This window comes from Vibrio sp. 10N.247.311.14 (assembly GCF_041467715.1).
In the GTDB taxonomy this organism is placed as follows: domain Bacteria; phylum Pseudomonadota; class Gammaproteobacteria; order Enterobacterales; family Vibrionaceae; genus Vibrio; species Vibrio crassostreae_C.
On the sequence record NZ_JBFSVE010000042.1, the window covers coordinates 1 to 19,139 of the forward strand.

Here is a 19,139-nt window from a genome sequence, read left to right on the forward strand (position 1 = left end):
GAGAACTTCAATGGCGACATTGATATCAGCTTCGATATCTCAGATGGTACCAATACCGTTCAAGCTTCGGCTGACCTTACAGTTAATCCTGTAAATGATTTACCAGTCCCTCAAGACCAACAGTTCAGTATTGCAGAAGACGGTACTTTACAGTTCACAGACGCGGATCTGCTTACAGGCGCGACAGACGTTGAAGGTGATAACCTGACGGTTGAGGGCATCACTTATGAAGGCACTGATGGCGTACTGACTGACTTGGGTGAGGGATCATATAGCTTTGCTCCAAACGAAAACTTCAATGGTGATGTGAGCTTTAGCTTCGATGTGTCAGACGGAACCGATACGGTGTCAGCAAACATTGATGTTAGCGTGACTCCTGAGAACGATCCGCCTGTTGCGGGCTCAACGTCCTACACGGTGAATGAAGATAATTCGATTACCATTTCTGATGCACAACTATTGGCAACATCTTCAGATATTGAAGGTGATGTATCGATAGACAGCGTGACTTACTCTGGTAGCGACGGTGTCCTCGAAATCAATGGTAACGGCACTTACACCTTCTCGCCAAATGAGAACTTCAGCGGTGAAATTGCACTGGATGTGGTTGTTGCTGATGAAGATGGTGCGACCGACTCAACGACCGCGGGCATCAATGTTCTTGAAGTGAACGATCCGCCGGTTGCAGGCCCTACGTCTTACACCATTGATGAAGACTCAGTACTTACCTTCAGTGAGTCTCAAGTGTTGCTTAACGCCTCAGATGTAGAAGGGGATGTTGAGCTTGTTGGTATTAGCTACGATGGCCCTGAGGGTATCTTCTCAGTAAATGGTGACGGCACTTGCAGCTTCGCTCCAAATGAGAACTTTAATGGCCAAGTTCAGCTTGATGTCACCATTCGTGATGAAGATGGTGCAGAAGTGGAAACCGTCATCAATGTTGACGTATTACCAATCAATGATGCGCCAGTGTCTGGTGATTTGGCTTACAACGTTAACGAAGATGGTTCAATCACACTGAGCCAAGATCAGCTGTTGTCTCAAGCGTCCGATGTAGAAGGCGAAGATCTAACCGCAAGTGACTTAACAGTTGGTGGTGATGCGACGGTTGTAGCTAACGATGACGGCAGTTTCACCATCACACCAGATGCGAACTTCAATGGTGACATTGATATTCAATTCAACATCACTGACGGTACTGACACGGTTCAAGCAACCGCCGATCTTACTGTTAACCCAGTTAATGACTTGCCGGTTCCTCAAGACCAACAATTCAGTATCGCAGAAGACGGTACGCTTCAATTTACAGACGCCGACTTACTTACCGGTGCCACCGATATTGATGGCGACGACTTAACCGTTGAAGGTATTAGCTATACAGGTGGTGATGGCGTACTGACCGACCACGGTGATGGTACTTATACCTTTGCGCCAAACGAGAACTTCAATGGCGATGTGAACTTCAGTTTCGATGTGTCTGATGGCACAGAAACAGTCAGCGCTAACATTGATGTGAGTGTGACTCCTGAGAACGATCCGCCAGTTGCGGGTTCAACCTCATACATGGTCAATGAAGACAATGCCATCACAATTTCTGATGAACAGTTGCTAGCTAACTCTTCGGATATTGAAGGTGCGGTGTCGGTTGATACTGTGACTTACAGTGGCACTGATGGTGTGTTCCAAGATAACGGCGATGGCAGCTATACCTTCCTTCCTAATGAAAACTTCAGCGGTGATATCAGCCTTGATGTGATTGTTGCAGATGAAGAAGGTGCAATTGATGAAACCACAGCAGGTATTACCGTTCTTGAAGTGAACGATCCACCAGTTGCGGGTCCAACGTCATACACCATTGACGAAGATTCGGTTCTGACGTTCAGTGAATCTCAGATTCTTGTGAATGCTTCGGATATCGAAGGCGATGTAGAACTTGTTGGCATTAACTACGATGGCTCTGACGGTATCTTCACTGTAAATGGTGATGGTACATGCAGCTTTGCACCCAACGAAAACTTCAATGGTCAGGTTCAACTGGGTGTGACCATTCAAGATGAAGATGGCGCAACGGTTGAAACACACATTAACGTTGATGTATTGCCAATCAATGATGCGCCAGTATCGGGCGATTTGGCTTACACCATCAATGAAGATAGCTCCATCACGCTAAGCCAAGAGCAATTGCTAGCAAGAGCAGGTGATATCGATAGCGATAACTTAGAAGCTATCAATCTATCTACTGATGAAAATGCGACCATCCAACACAATGATGATGGCAGCTACACCATCACACCGAACGCAGATTACAACGGTGACCTAGATCTGAACTTCGATATCATCGATAACGATGGTGGTTCAGTTCAAGTTGGCCTAGACATTACCGTGAATCCGGTTAATGACTTGCCACAAGCGCAAGATCAACAGTTCACGATTGAAGAAGACGGTACGTTACTCTTCACCGATGCTGACCTGCTTGCAGGTGCGTCGGATATTGATGGTGATGAACTGTCGATTGAAAACGTGCTCTACACTGGTGCAGATGGTGTTCTTAGCGATAATGGCGACGGCACATATAGCTTTGCTCCAAACGAGAACTTCAATGGTGATGTTCAATTCTCATTCGATGTCTCTGACGGTACTGATTCAACATCAGCTGTTATTGATGTCAGCGTAACGCCTGAGAATGACCCACCAGTAGCGGGCTCAACATCGTACACAGTTCAAGAAGATGGCCAAATCACGATCAGTGATGAGCAATTATTGGCAAACTCTTCCGATGTAGAAGGTGATGTTTCACTGTCTGGAGTATCGTACTCCGGTGATGACGGCTCTTTTGTTGATAATGGCAATGGTACTTACACCTTTACGCCAAATGAAAACTTCGATGGTGATATTTCACTAGACGTTGTTGTCGTTGACGAAGACGGTGCAACCGCAACCACAACCGCTGGCATCGATGTTATCGCTGTGAATGACGGACCTGAAACTTCGGGCATTCAGGCTGAAGTCGATGAAGATAATTCAATCACCATTACTCAAGAGCAGTTACTCGCTAATGCGACCGATGTTGAAGGTGATGAGTTAACGGCATCTAACCTACAAACCAACGATCCAGATGCGACAATTGTTACTAATGACGATGGTTCATTCACTATTACGCACACAGAAAACTTCAATGGCGAGTTGGACTTCACATACAGCATCAGTGATGGTGAGAATGAAGTTCTGACGACACTCGACTTGACGGTTAACCCTGTCAACGATGCGCCAGAAGCGGGCGATGAAATCTTCATCCAAGCGCAAGAAGACCAAACAGTTGGTGTGACACTTCGTGAAGAACCAGCACTACGTTTAGACCAAGCGCCAGAAAACGGCATCATTGAAGCAAATGTGAATGACGAATGGGTGGTACTGGAAGTAGGACAAGAAGTTCCTGCAGATACCGAAGTGCGCTTTGTTCCAAGTGAAGATGCTCTTGCTGAAGGTACACACACCACACAAATCGGTACGTTTGACGATAACGCGAGTGTGGATGATTGGGGTACAGAAGTTGACCCTTATACGCGTGAGTTCTCAGATGGTGACTTAACGGTAACTGTTCAAAGTAACGATGACCCTCTTGGTGCCTGGAATGGCAACACCCACATTGGTCATGGTATCGGTGATACTGACCGCCAAGGCTTAAGTGGTGATGAGAAACTGACGGTTTCAGTTGAAGGTCAAGACATCAATGAAATCAGTTTCCACCTAGATGGTTTGGGTGGCTGGTTCATGGAAGAGTCTCGTCACTTTACAGAAGTAGAAATCAAAGCGTTCAATGAGGATGGCGACCTAATTGACTCGATGACTTACCACAAAGAAGACCGTGGTACTTTCGAGACAGATTACACGCTAACGGTTGATCAACCAGTGTCCTACTTTGAGCTTGGTACCGTGCAAGGTAATGGTACTTACGTCGTTCAAAACATGACAGTGTCACAAACTTGTCATGATGAAGCGGTGTTTACATCGATTGGTGTAGATGGTTCAGAGATTACTGAAACGGTTGAGTTGAATATCCATGCGGGTGACAACGAAATCGAGTTAACGGCTGATCTTCCGAATATTACTGTCGATACCGATGGTTCTGCCCAGTTTGCTTCGGTTGTGATTACCGAAGAGCAACTACTGGCGCAAGCATCTGATATTGATGGCGACGACCTTGATATTGAAAATCTAGAGCTAGTGGGTGAAAACTCAGAGCATGCAACACTCACCGATAATGGTGATGGCACTTGGACGGTAACACCGGATGAAAACTTCCATGGTGAAATCGAACTTGGTTACCAAGTTACCGATGGTGAGCTGACAGACAGCAATATCATCAATATCAATTTCGAATCAGTAAATGATGCGCCAATCGTTTCTGGCCCGATTGTTCTATCGACAGATGAAGATGAAGGTATCACGTTCAGTGCAGATGACTTGCTAGCGAACACCACAGATGTGGAAGGCGATACGCTGTCTATTTCTGACATCACTTACGGTGGTGATAACGGTGAGCTAGTTGATAACGGCGATGGTACGTTTACCTTCATGCCGAATGAAAACTTCAATGGTGAAATCGACATCGACTACAAGGTGTTTGATGGAACTGATGAAGTTGCAACGCATCTAGACCTAACGGTCGTACCAGTCAATGATGTGCCGGTTCCGGGTGAACCATTGCACACCCAAATGCTTGAAAACGGCTCCATGATCATCGAAGCGAAAGACCTATTGTCTGGTGCTACCGATGTTGATGGCGACATTCTTCATGTCGAAAACCTATTACTTGCAGACCAAACGCAAGGTACGTTAACGGATAACGGTGATAATACCTTTACCTTCGAACCTGCAGAAGACTTCTACGGTGAAGTGAATCTGACTTTCGATATCAGTGATGGCCAAGCAAGCGCACCAAGTACAGCAAGAGTTGACGTTGAAATTGTCAATGAAGGCCCAGAGGTTGGTGGTCCAATTGAAGCCGCTGTTGATGAAGATGGTTCAATCACTATCACTCAAGAGGATCTGTTAGCGAATGCGACGGATGTCGATGGCGACAACCTTGAAGCCGTTAACTTAGCGACCAACGATCCAAATGCGGTTGTTGTAGAAAACCCAGACGGTAGCTTCACTATTACACCAAGTGCAGATTTCTTTGGTGAGATTGAGTTTACTTATGATGTCACTGACGCGATCGAAACTGTTGCGGCTGACCTCAACCTAACCGTAAACCCTATCAACGATGCTCCAGACGTGCCTGACATGTCTTTCACTACGGAAGACGGTCAAGCGATTACCATTACCGAAGCTGAACTATTAGCACAAGCGACAGACATTGAAGGCGACGAACTGTCAGTTGTGAATGTGACGAGTGCAAGCGACACGGTAGAAGTCACAGACAATGGCGATGGAACATACACATTAACACCAGAGCAGGGCTTCTTCGGTAACGTTGACTTAGCGTTTGATGTGAGCGATGGCACTGATGTGGTTGCCGCAAACATCGACCTAAAAGTTGAGTTCGTCAACGATGCGCCAGAAGCGACGCCAATGGTGGCAGATGTCGACGAAGATGGTTCAATCCTCGTTACACAAGAAATGTTGTTGGAGAACGCGAGCGACCAAGATGGCGATGAGTTGTTTGCAAGCGCGCTTGAAACTAACGATCCAAATGCCAGCATTGTAGACAATGGTGATGGCACGTACACAGTGACACCTTCAGAGAACTTCAATGGCGATATTGCATTCACTTATGAGGTGAGCGACGGTGAGCTGAGCACGTCTAATGATATGACATTGACCGTTAATCCGGTGAATGACATTCCAATTGTTGCTCCAGGAATGTACCACATCGAAGAGGATGGCAGCATCCTGTTCACTCAAGAAGATCTATTGAGTGCTGCAATTGATATTGATGGCGACGACCTAAGCGTTACCAGCATCAATTACTCTGGTGATGAAGGCACAGTAACCGACAACGGCGATGGCACGTTCAGCTTCGTTCCTGAAGAGCACTTCAGTGGTGATCTGCAGTTCAGCTTTACTGTGACAGACGGTACGGATGAAGTTGAACAAGACATTAATGTTCACATTGAAGCAGTTGCTGATGCGCCTGACTTAGTTATCACGGATGGTGATGGTGTTAACGTCGACGACCAGGCGATTTTGGTTGAGCCAGGCGGTATTGTTGAACTGAACATTGCTGCGGCACTTGTCGACCAAGACTTGTCTGAAACACTCACTGTTACAGTAGATGGTGTGCCAGAAGGTTCGGTTATTCAATACGATAACGAAGGCGTTCTGAATGACCAAGAGAACGGTATCACCAGTTACAACGACACTGAAATCACAGTAACGTTTGAAGGTGAGACGGCTGGCTACCAAAACGCTGCGGGTTACTACAAAGTAGACGAAGACGGCAACATCACAGGTGTTGAAGTTGTTTACGAAAACGCATCACAAGTTGGTGGTGGCGGCGACCTTGTTCCAGGGCAAGATCAATTCAGCTTCCAAGTCGAGGAAGGCGAAAGCTTTAACCTGTTCTTAATTCCAAACGGACATCAGCACAACGACTTTGATGCGATGCAAGACGGTCAGTACGAGTTCCGTGCTGAGGATGGTTCGCCTGCGAACATGGATACGGTTGATCCTCAACTTGTCTTTGTGGCTGCTGATGGAACCGAGACAGTGATTCAAGGCCAAAATGGTGACGCGATCTTCCATGGTGGTTCAAGCTCTCAGCTAAACCAAGATGGTATCGAACATACTCGTACTACGGTTAATGAAGACGGCGAGCTGGTTTACGGATTTGAAGATTTGTATGGCGGCGGTGATGCTGACTATTCTGACTTCAACTTCACAATCGATGTCGGTGAAGTGAACAGCCAAATCTACAGCGGTGAAGTAACGGTTGGCCCTGATGGTACGGTGAACTTACCAACAACGGCTATCGAAAATGCGTTACAAATCCAGTTACCAGAAGACTTCAATGAGCAGCTTGAAGTTCATGTAACCGCAACTGCGACAGAGTTATCGAATGATGATTCTGAAACGGTATCTCAAACCATCTACATTAACGCGACAGGCGCGCACATTGAGCACGCACCTGAAGCACTTCCGGTTTCTGCAACGGTTGAAGAAGATGGTTCAATCATCATTACGCAAGAAGACTTATTGGCTAATGCGCGTGATTTAGATGGCGATCAGTTGACGGCTCTGAATTTAGCAACCGATGATGAGAGCGTTACGATTACCGATAACGGTGATGGAACGTACACATTAACGCCAGAAGCTGATTTCAATGGCGATGTTAACTTTACGTTTGATGTGTCTGATGGTGATGATGTTGTCTCTACCAACCTAGAGCTAACGGTTTCACCAGTGAACGATGGTCCAGAAGCACAAGACCAGACATTCACAGTCGGCGAAGATGGCGTGTTAACGTTCAATGACCAAGACCTATTAACAGGTGCGACGGACATTGAAGGGGACGACCTAAGTGTTGAAGGTGTAACGTACACTGGCACAGACGGTGTCCTAACCGACAATGGCGATGGCACATACAGCTTCGCGCCAAACGAAAACTTCAATGGCGATGTGAACTTCTCGTTCAATGTATCAGATGGTACCGATACGGTAACCGCTAACATTGATGTGAGCGTGACGCCAGAGAATGACCCTCCGGTTGCGGGTAGTACGTCTTACACGGTTCATGAAGACAACTCTATTACAATCAGTAACGAACAACTGCTAGCGAACTCTTCGGATATCGAAGGCGAAGTCGCAATTGATAACGTGACTTACAGTGGTAGCGACGGTGTTCTGGAAATCAACGGTGACGGTACATACACCTTCTCGCCAAACGAGAACTTCAATGGCGAAGTTAGCCTAGATGTTGTCGTGACGGATGAAGATGGCGCGACTGAAGCAACAACGGCGGGTATTACAGTCCTTGAGGTGAACGATCCGCCAGTTGCTGGCCCAACGTCATACACCATCGATGAAGATTCAGTACTGACTTTCAATGAGTCTCAAGTTCTGTTGAACGCTTCTGATATTGAAGGTGATGTTGAGCTTGTTGAGATCAACTACGACGGTCCAGACGGTATCTTCTCTATCAATGGTGACGGTACATGTAGCTTCGCTCCGAATGAAAACTTCAACGGCCAAGTGCAGTTGGATGTGACCATTCAAGATGAAGACGGCGCTCAAGTTGATACGTTTATTACGGTTGATGTATTACCAATCAACGACGTACCAGTATCAGGCGACCTTGCATACAGTGTTGAGGAAGACGGTTCGATTACCTTGAGCCAAGAGCAACTTCTTTCGCAAGCGAGTGATGTAGATGGCGACGACCTTACTGCTTCTAACTTGATTGTTGATGGAGACGCGACGGTTGTTGCTAACGATGACGGCAGCTTTACCGTTACGCCAGATGCGAACTTCAATGGTGACATTGACCTAACGTTCGACATTAGCGATGGTACAGATACGCTGGTTGCGACGGCTGACCTAACCGTTAACCCAGTCAATGACCTTCCACAACCACAAGATCAAACGTTCAGCATCGGCGAAGACGGCATCTTGAACTTGACTGATGAAGACTTGCTGACAGGTGCGACTGACATTGATGGGGATGACCTGTCGGTTGAAGGCGTTACTTACACAGGTGCGGATGGTGTTCTTACTGATAATGGCGATGGAAGCTACAGCTTTGCGCCAAACGAGAACTTCAATGGTGATGTGAACTTCAGTTTTGATGTGTCAGATGGCACGGATACAGTTCAAGCCAACATTGATGTCAGCGTGACACCAGAGAACGATCCACCGGTTGCAGGTAGCACGTCTTACACCGTTCATGAAGACAACTCAATTACCATCAGTGACGAACAGTTACTTGCTAACTCTTCTGACATTGAAGGTGATGTGGCAGTCGATAGCGTGACTTACACTGGCGCTGACGGTGTCTTTGAAGACAACGGTGACGGTACTTACACCTTCTCACCAAACGAAAACTTCAACGGCGAAGTTAGCCTTGATGTTGTCGTAACTGATGAAGAGGGCGCAACTGAAGCGACCACCGCGGGTATTACTGTACTTGAGGTGAACGATCCACCAATCGCAGGCTCAACCAGCTACTCAGTCAACGAGGACGAAGTTATCACCATCAGTTCAGAGCAACTGTTGGCAAACGCTTCTGATATCGAAGGTGAAGTGGCGATTGATAGCGTTAACTACACAGGTTCAGACGGTATCTTTACCGACAATGGTGACGGAACATTCAGCTTCGCACCAAACGCTAACTTCGATGGCGATGTAAGCCTTGATGTTGTCGTTACTGATGAAGAAGGCGCAACCGTAGCAACCAACGCAAGCATTGATGTTCTGCCTGTTAATGATGCTCCAGTATCGGGTGACTTGGCGTACAGCGTGGACGAAGATGGTTCAATTACCTTGAGCCAAGAGCAATTACTTGCTCAAGCGAGTGATGTTGACGGCGATGACTTAACAGCGGCTAACCTGACCGTTGGTGGTGATGCGACCGTCACTGCAAACGATGACGGTAGCTTTACTATCACACCAGATGCGAACTTCAATGGCGACATTGATTTGAACTTCGACATTACCGATGGTGATGCGACGCTTCAAGCAACGGCTGATCTTACCGTTAACCCTGTCAATGACTTGCCAACGGTCGGTGAGCCACAGTTTGTGACTCAAGAAGACACCAGCTTTACCTTTACAGAAGAGCAACTGCTGCAAAATGCGGGCGACATTGATGGCGATAACCTATCGATTGAAAATGTGGCTTCAGATAGCGGTACTTTGGTTGATAACGGCGACGGTACTTACACATTCGCACCGAATGAAAACTTCGACGGCAATGTGAATGTGACGTTCGACGTGAATGACGGTACAGCGACAGTACCAGCAGAAGCGACGATTGATGTTCAATCTGTGGTTGATATGCCTGAGCTGTCGATTGCGTCTGACCTAGTGATTGCTTCAGACAACTTCGAGTCTGGCTCAAACGGTTGGAATACCGGTACTGAAAGCTCACAAGGGTTCGAATCAGGTGACATGCTAGGTCGTATTGGTGGCACTGGTGGCGATGAAGCTGTCAGCAAAACTTACGACATTCCAAGTGATGTGAGCGAAGTTAATATCTCGTTCAGTTTCTACGAAATTGATTCTTGGGATGGTGAGTCATTCCAAATCTTTGTCGGCGGCGAAGAGCTTACCTCGTTAGATAACTCAGCCTTCCGTACCGAAGATGGCACGACAACGTTGTACGACTCAGCGGGTAATGAAGTCGGTGAAGTCGTTCATGGCGTATCGCAAGGTGAAGGTTTCAGTGGTTGGAACGACCAAGCGCACCAAATCAACCTAACGGTACCCGTTGAAGACGGCCAACTTGAGTTAGGCTTCGGTTCAACCTTGAACCAAGGTGTGAGTGATGAGTCGTTTGGCATCGATAACATTGAAATCACAGTGTCTGATGCGGATTACCAAATTATTGGTACCGAAGATACGCCAGTACCACTGGATATTGATGCGGCGTTAACCGATACCGATGGTTCAGAAAATCTCGCTATCTTGATTGAAGATGTACCAGAGGGAAGTTCGCTTTCTGCAGGTACCGATAACGGTGATGGCACTTGGTCATTGCAACCAGGCGAGCTAGAAGGGCTAGAGTTTATCCCTTCAGGTGACTTCAATGGTGATGTGGTTCTAACTGTAAATGCGACATCGACTGATGTTGATACGGGCACCACCGCGACGGCAACCCAAGATGTGACGATTCATATCTCGCCAGCGAATGATGCTCCAGAAGTTGATGGTGACATCAGTGCTGTGACAGCCGAAGACAACAGCATCACGCTAACTCAAGAGCAGTTGCTAGAGCACGCTGTTGACATTGATGGTGATGATTTATCAGCAATCAACCTAACTACCAATGATGAAAATGCGACCGTTCAAATGAACGACGATGGCAGCTTCACCATTACACCGAGTGAAAACTTCAACGGTAATATCGAATTTAGTTACGATGTAACCGATGGAGAAGACATGGTCGCGGCTGGCCTAGACTTGACGGTAACACCTGTCAATGATGCGCCAGAGCCACAAGACCAAGCATTCACTATTGGTGAAGATGGGGTTCTTAACTTCACTGACGCTGACCTGTTAACGGGTGCGACGGATGTTGAAGGTGATGACCTAACAGTCGAAGGTGTGACATACACTGGTGCTGATGGTGTGCTTACCGACAATGGTGACGGAAGCTACAGCTTTGCGCCAAACGAGAACTTCAATGGTGATGTGAACTTCAGCTTTGATGTGTCAGATGGCACGGATACGGTTCAAGCCAACATTGATGTGAGCGTGACGCCTGAGAACGATCCACCAGTGGCGGGTAGCACGTCTTACACTGTGCATGAAGACAACTCAATCACGATCAGTAACGAACAGCTATTAGCCAATTCTTCAGATATTGAAGGTGAGGTTGCGATTGATAGCGTGACTTACACTGGCAGTGACGGTGTGTTCGAAGACAACGGTGACGGCACTTACACCTTCTCGCCAAACGAGAACTTCAATGGTGATGTGAGCTTAGCGGTTGTTGTTACCGATGAAGAAGGGGCAACAGAAGCGACCACCGCGGGAATCACCGTACTTGAGGTGAACGATCCGCCAATCGCAGGCTCAACCAGCTACTCAGTCAACGAAGATGAAGTTATCACCATCAGTGCAGAGCAACTGTTGGCGAACTCTTCTGATATTGAAGGTGAAGTGGCGATTGATAGTGTTACTTACACAGGCGCTGACGGTATCTTTACTGACAACGGCAACGGCACATTCAGCTTTGCACCGAACGCAAACTTCGATGGCGATGTTAGCCTCGATGTAGTGGTGACAGATGAAGACGGTGCGACAGTAGCCACCAGCGCAAGTATTGATGTTCTTCCAATTAATGATCCACCAGTATCGGGTGACTTGGCATACAGCATTGATGAAGATGGTTCCATTACTCTGACTCAAGAGCAGTTGCTGTCTCAAGCATCTGATGTGGATGGCGATGATCTGACCGCAAGCAACTTAAGCGCAGGCGATAATGCAACCGTTGTTGATAATGGCGATGGCACCTTTACGGTAACGCCAGATGCGAACTTCAATGGCGATATCGACCTAAGCTTTGATATTTCGGACGGCACCGAGTCGATTGTGGCGAACGCCGATCTGACGGTAAACCCAGTCAACGACTTGCCAACGACATCTGATGTTTATGCGAACGTTGATGAAGATAATGTCATCACTATCACGCAGGAGCAGTTACTTGCGAATGCCGCTGATATTGAGGGCGATGACCTTGTCGCTTCCGACTTAACCTTAGTGGGCGACGATGCAACGATTGTCGACAATGGCGATGGCACGTTCTCAATCACTCCAAGCGAAAACTTCAATGGCTACATCGATGTTGCCTACAGCATCAGCGATGGCGACACACCAATTGCCGCTAACTTAGGCTTAACCGTTGACCCAGTTAACGACGCGCCAATTGTTTCTGCTGATGTGGCGATAACCATTGAAGAAGACGGTTCATACACCATTACTCAAGAAGAGCTCCTACAATTCGCGACTGACATCGAAGACGATGACATGACCGCAATTATCGGAGAGCAGGGCGATGAAACAACCGTAACCGGTACAGTGTTGGATGCTGAAACTGGCAATCCAATCGCAGGTGCGGATGTTACGCTAACCGACAACGCAGGTCATTCTTACACGGCGGAGACGGATCAATCCGGTAACTACTCTGTGAGCGGTCCAGTTGTTGACCAAGGTACCGTTACGATTGAACAAGAAGGCTCAATTACTAGCAGCTTCCTAGTTCCAGCAGGCGAAGATACCAATGGTGGCGTGACTGCAATATCTGAAGTCCTTGAAGAAACAGATATGCGTATCGTGGTCACATGGGGTGACAGTCCACGTGATATGGACAACCACCTATGGCTCTACGATACAGAGAATGGCAGTGAGCTAGACCATATTTACTATCGCGACATGAGCCATGATTTGGGTGAAGGTAATGTCGTTCAGCAAGATGTAGATGACACGAATGGCGGTGGTCCTGAAACCATCACTATTCCAAATTATCAAGATGCTGACATGCACTATTCAGTACACAACTACACCAGCAGAAGTTGGGATGTAGATGGTGTTGAAGATGTACAGGTTCAGGTATTTGTTGGCGATACATTGGTTGAAACCTTTAGCCCTGATTTATCTGAAAGCACATCGGGTGACCACTGGCATGTATTTGATATCGTGAACGGCGTTATTGTTCCAAGCCAAGATGTAGGCAGCGAGAATGCGTTTGATTTACCAGCGGCAGAAGAAGCGCTCGCGAATGAAAACGGCATTGATATCTCTGAATTGCTAACCGGCGAGGAAGGTGATGATTCTGGTGAAACGGGTGGTAACGAACCAAGTGTTGGAGATGTTTCCATTGAGAACGCTCTTATCACTGACAATGGTGATGGTACTTACACCATTACACCGGAAGAGAACTTCAATGGTGAATTCTCGATTAGCTACAACGTAGACGATGGCAACGGTGGGGTTACTCCAGCGGAACTAGACGTGACCGTAACAGCAGTTAACGACCTTTCTGTAATTTACGACCACGACTACACCATTAATGAAGATGGTTCGCTGACCTTTACCGATGAACAGCTATTGGCTGGTGCAACGGATATTGATGGCGATGACCTTTCTGTCGAGTCGGTTAACTACGAAGGTACAGACGGTGTGTTCACGGATAACGGCGACGGTACTTATACCTTTGCTCCAAACGAGAACTTCAATGGTAATGTCGACCTAACCTACGATGTGAGTGATGGTACAGATGTTGTATCGGCGAATATTGATGTTCAAGTGGTTCCAATCAACGACGTACCGGTAGCGGGTTCTACGACTTACAGTGTTGAAGAAGACGGCAGTATCACCCTAAGCGATGCACAACTTCTAGCGAATAGCTCGGATGTTGAAGGGGAAGTGTTTGTCAGCGATGTAAGCTACAGCGGCCCTGATGGTGTATTCACTGATAATGGTGATGGTACTTACACCTTTGCTCCAAACGAAAACTTTAACGGTGACATCAGTCTTGATGTATCTGTTATGGATGAAGATGGCGCAACCGCTGAAACAACCGCAGGTATCGACGTCATTGCTGTTAATGACTTGCCGGTTGCAGGTTCAACGACCTACAGCGTTGACGAAGATAATGTGATTACCATCTCTGAAGCGCAACTCCTTGCGAACAGCTCAGACATTGAAGGTGATGTATCCGTTAGCGATGTTTCCTACTCAGGCGCAGACGGTATCTTTACTGACAATGGTGATGGTACTTACAGCTTCGCACCAAATGAAAACTTCAACGGCAATGTCAGCCTAGATGTAACCGTTGCAGATGAAGACGGTGCAACCGCTCAAACGACTGCGGGTATAGATGTTATCGCAGTCAACGATGCACCAGTGTCAGGTGACTTGGCTTACTCAGTGGATGAAGATGGTTCAATCACGCTAAGCCAAGAGCAACTGCTTGCTCAAGCATCAGATGTGGACGGTGATGATCTTACCGCTGCCAACCTAACCGCAGGTGATAACGCGACGGTTACGGCAAACGATGATGGTTCATTTACCATTACCCCGGATGCCGATTTCAATGGCGATATTGACCTAAGCTTCGACCTTTCTGATGGTACTGAAACGGTTGTTGCAACAGCCGACCTTACTGTGAATCCAGTGAATGACATCGCAGTTGTTGAAGATGTCGCTTACACCATTGAAGAAGACGGTTCACTTACCTTTACAGACGAGCAACTGCTAGCGGGTGCTTCTGATATTGATGGTGATGAGCTTTCAGTTGCCGACGTGTCTTACACTGGCGCAGAGGGTGTGTTCACCGACAATGGCGATGGCACTTACACCTTTGCACCGAACGAGAACTTTAACGGTGACGTAAGTCTGGACTTCTCAGTATCTGATGGTACAGAGACGGTCGATGCAAACATCGACGTAACGGTAACAGACGTTAACGATGCACCTGTAGCAGGCGCAACGTCTTACCAAATGAACGAAGATGGCACCATCACATTGAGCCCTGAGCAGTTGATTGCTAACAGCTCCGATGTGGACGGTGAAGTGTCGCTTGATAGCGTGAGCTACTCAGGTGCAGACGGTATCTTGGTTCAAAATGAAGATGGTTCGGTAACGTTCGCACCAAACGAAAACTTTAACGGCGACATCAACCTTGATGTGACGGTTATTGATGACGACGGTGCTACCGCTCAAACCACCGCTGGTATTGAAGTTATTGCAGTTAACGACGCACCAGTGGCCGGAAACGTGGCTTACTCGGTTGATGAAGATGGTTCAATTACGCTATCTCAAGAGCAGTTGTTGGCGAACGCATCGGATGTTGATGGTGATGCACTGACCGCAAGCAACCTATCTGCGGGTGACAATGCAACCGTAACAGCAAATGAAGATGGTTCATTTACTATCATGCCGGATGCTGATTTCAACGGTGACATTGATTTGAGCTTCGATGTGTCAGATGGCCTTGAAACTGTTCAAGCTGGCGTCGACCTAACGGTTAACCCAGTCAATGACCTACCAACAGCAGAAGACCAAAACTTTACCGTTGAGGAAGATGGAACGCTAATCTTCACGGATGCAGACCTACTTGCAGGTGCTGCAGACATTGACGGTGATGACTTGTCTATCATGGATGTGTCTTACACGGGCGCAGAAGGTGTGTTCACTGATAACGGTGATGGCACTTACAGCTTTGCTCCGAACGAGAACTTCAATGGCGATGTAAATCTTGGCTTCACAGTGACTGATGGCACTGAGACAGTCGATGCCAATATTGGTGTGACGGTAACGGATGTTAACGATGCGCCGGTAGCGGGTTCTACGTCTTACCAAATGAACGAAGATGGCACCATCACAATCAGCCCTGAGCAGTTAATTGCTAATAGCTCTGACGTTGATGGTGAAGTGTCGCTTGAAAGCGTGACTTACTCAGGCTCTGACGGCACCTTGGTTCAAAACGATAATGGGTCTGTGACCTTCACTCCAAACGAGAACTTTAATGGTGATATCAGCCTAGATGTGGTTGTGACCGATGATGACGGTGCAACTGCAACAACAACGGCTGGAATCGAAGTTCTGGCTGTGAACGATGGACCTGAATCTGAGGATGTGAAACTAACCACAGCCGAAGACAGCACCATTCTTATCACACAAGACATGTTGTTAGCTCAAGCTACCGACATCGATAACACCGCAGACGAGCTGTCGGCTTCTGGTCTACAAATCGACCCTAGCTTGGGTGAGTTGCTAGATAACGAAGATGGTACTTGGTCATTTACACCAAACGAAAACTTCAATGGCGATGTGCCAATGACGTTTAACGTTAGCGATGGCCAAGAGACAATTTCAGTCGACGGCAACATCGATGTTACGCCAGTGAATGATGCACCTGAAGCGCCAATGATTGAGATGCAAGGCGAAGAAGATGTGGTCATGGTGATTGACCCGGCTTACATCGCGGATCAAGTGACAGACCTTGATGGCGACGAGATCAGCATTGAGAGCATCACAGTTCGAGCTCCAGCGAACGCGACCTTAACTCAGCAACCAGACGGTATGTATCACTTAGTGACTACTCAAGACTTCAATGGCTTAGTAGAACTCGGTTATCAAGCGACTGACGGTGAAGAAGTGGTTGATGGCTCGCTGAATGTGGATGTCATTCCGGTTAACGACGCACCATTCAATGTCGGCAACGCAATGATGACCACAGACGAAGATGGCGCGTTCACCTTCGATGCTGGCGACTTGATGAACTTGTTCGGTGACATTGATACCGCGGACCTTGTTGTTTCTCGCATTATCACCGCAGACGGTGAAGATGGCGGAGAAGTAACAGACAACGGTGATGGTACTTGGACATTCACACCAACAGGCGACTTTGCGGGTGTTTCTGACCTGCAAGTTGTCGTGAGTGACGGTGAGTTCGAAACGGTTCTCGATGTTCCTGTGTACGTACGTCCTGTCGCAGATGGCGCGGTTATTTCAACCGACCATGATGGTCCATTAGTCTTCGGCGAAGATGAAACGGGTCACTTGGGTCTGAACGTTGGCCTAGTCGATGATTCAGAAACACTAAGTAACTTGGTGATGACAGGTTTCCCTGTTGGATTCGAGGTAACAGATGGTGTGAATACCGTGATGATCACCGAGCCGGGTCAATACATCGATCTGTTCGACTGGGATATCTCAAACATTCAAATGACGCCGCCTGAAGACTTCCATGGTGAGTTCTTCGTAACCGTAAGTGCAACAACCGTTGATTACGGAGATGAGCCGGAAGCGTTTGATGATGGTATCGATTCAGGTGATTTCGAAACTGTGGCGGGTGATTCCATCATCCTAACGGCGGACGACCTAATTGGTTTGGCTGAGAATGTGGATGCAGACAGCGATGATGAAGTGAAACTGGTTCATCTTGCCGACCGCAGCCAAGGTGAGATTGTCGATAATGGCGATGGCACTTGGACGTTCACACCAGCACCAGGCTTCACGGGCGAAGCAGACATTGCGTACGTAGTTGATAAAGATGGCGTGCTTCATGATGAGCAAACTGGCGTAGTCGTGAAAGAAGGTGACTCGCAAGGGAATGCAGCACCAGAAGTTAACAGCATCACAACGACGGAAATCGCAGCGGATGCCACCTTGTCGTTCACTGATGAAGACATGTTAGCGAATCTGAGCGATGCAGAAGGCGACAGCTTGAGCATTGAGTCAGTAAGCTTGATGGAAGGTCAGGGCGTAATTGAGAGCGATAACCAAGGTAACTATCAATTCACTCCTGCTGAAGACTACACCGGCGATGTTCAAGTTGGGTTTATAGCGACCGATGGCGAAAATCGCATCGAAAGCTTCTTCAATGTGGATATCCAAAGTGGCGATGAAGCAGCGGCGAGCGAAGGTTATACCTTAGCTGATGATGGTTCACTAACTATCACGGATGCACAGCTGGTGGATGAGTTAGGCGTCAGTGATTCTGCACAAGTTGTTGATGTTGCAGACGCGAACGATGCTGGCTTCTTTGCCGAATCAGGTGAAGGTGAGTGGACTTACTGGCCGAACGAAGACTTCGATGGCAATTTAGCGATGAATGTTGAAGTTAACGACGGCGGTGAAGTATCAAGTCACAGCTTAAGCATCCAAGTTGAAGATGATTCAGTACAAAGTGATGAACCACAAGTCCAAGCTGCTCAAGCAACAGAAGAGCAACAAGTGGAAGTGGCTCAACAAGCTGATGACCAAGCTCAAGATGCTGAAACTGAAGACAGTACAGCAGATGTAACCGCGGCACCGGGCGATACTATCTCTATCTCGATTCCAGATGAGGTGAGTGGTAACGAATCGGTTGATTACGCTGATATGTCTGGTCTACCTGAGGGCGCTACTGTGAGCAATGCACTGGATAACGGTGATGGTAGCTTCACAATCAGTGGCAACCTAGAGCAGCCTGTATCTGTCGAACTCCCAGAAGGTTACGAAGGTACTAGCGAGATCCAATTCCAAGGTTACGACGAATTGGGTAGCTCAATAGACGGTGCTAGCGGTTCTGTTGAAGTTGAGGTCGATGATCAATACACCATGCAAGGTTCTACGCAAGAACAGCAACCGGACATGGCGGGTATGGAATCTGGTGGCAGCGACTGGACAAGTTCAGGTGGTCAAGATCAAGGTGTTGACTTCACGGACGACTCTGGAAGCTTCGATTCAGATTCTCAAACTGGAACGGATCAAGGCAACGACTTCGACCAAAGCTCGATTTAATCGAGAGAGCTTAGTTTTAGCCTAAACCGACATCTAGTCTAAACCAACAAGCAGATAGGGCAGCGTAAAGTTGCCCTCATTAAAGCCATGTAGAGTTATTGATACATGGCTTTTTTTTATTTATTTTTTTGTTTCGCTAAATAAACTTGAGAACAGGTAAATATGTCCTTAATTATTAGAAGGGTCCG

The 19,139-nt window shown here is 47.4% G+C and carries 1 protein-coding gene; it reads left to right on the top strand.

Annotated features, from left to right (window positions below):
- Window positions 1-18,951, top strand: an 18,951-nt coding sequence (locus AB6F11_RS15275) for a tandem-95 repeat protein (protein WP_372130431.1), incomplete at its 5' end; no start/stop codon positions are given.
- Between the last annotated feature and the right edge of the window lie 188 nt (window positions 18,952-19,139).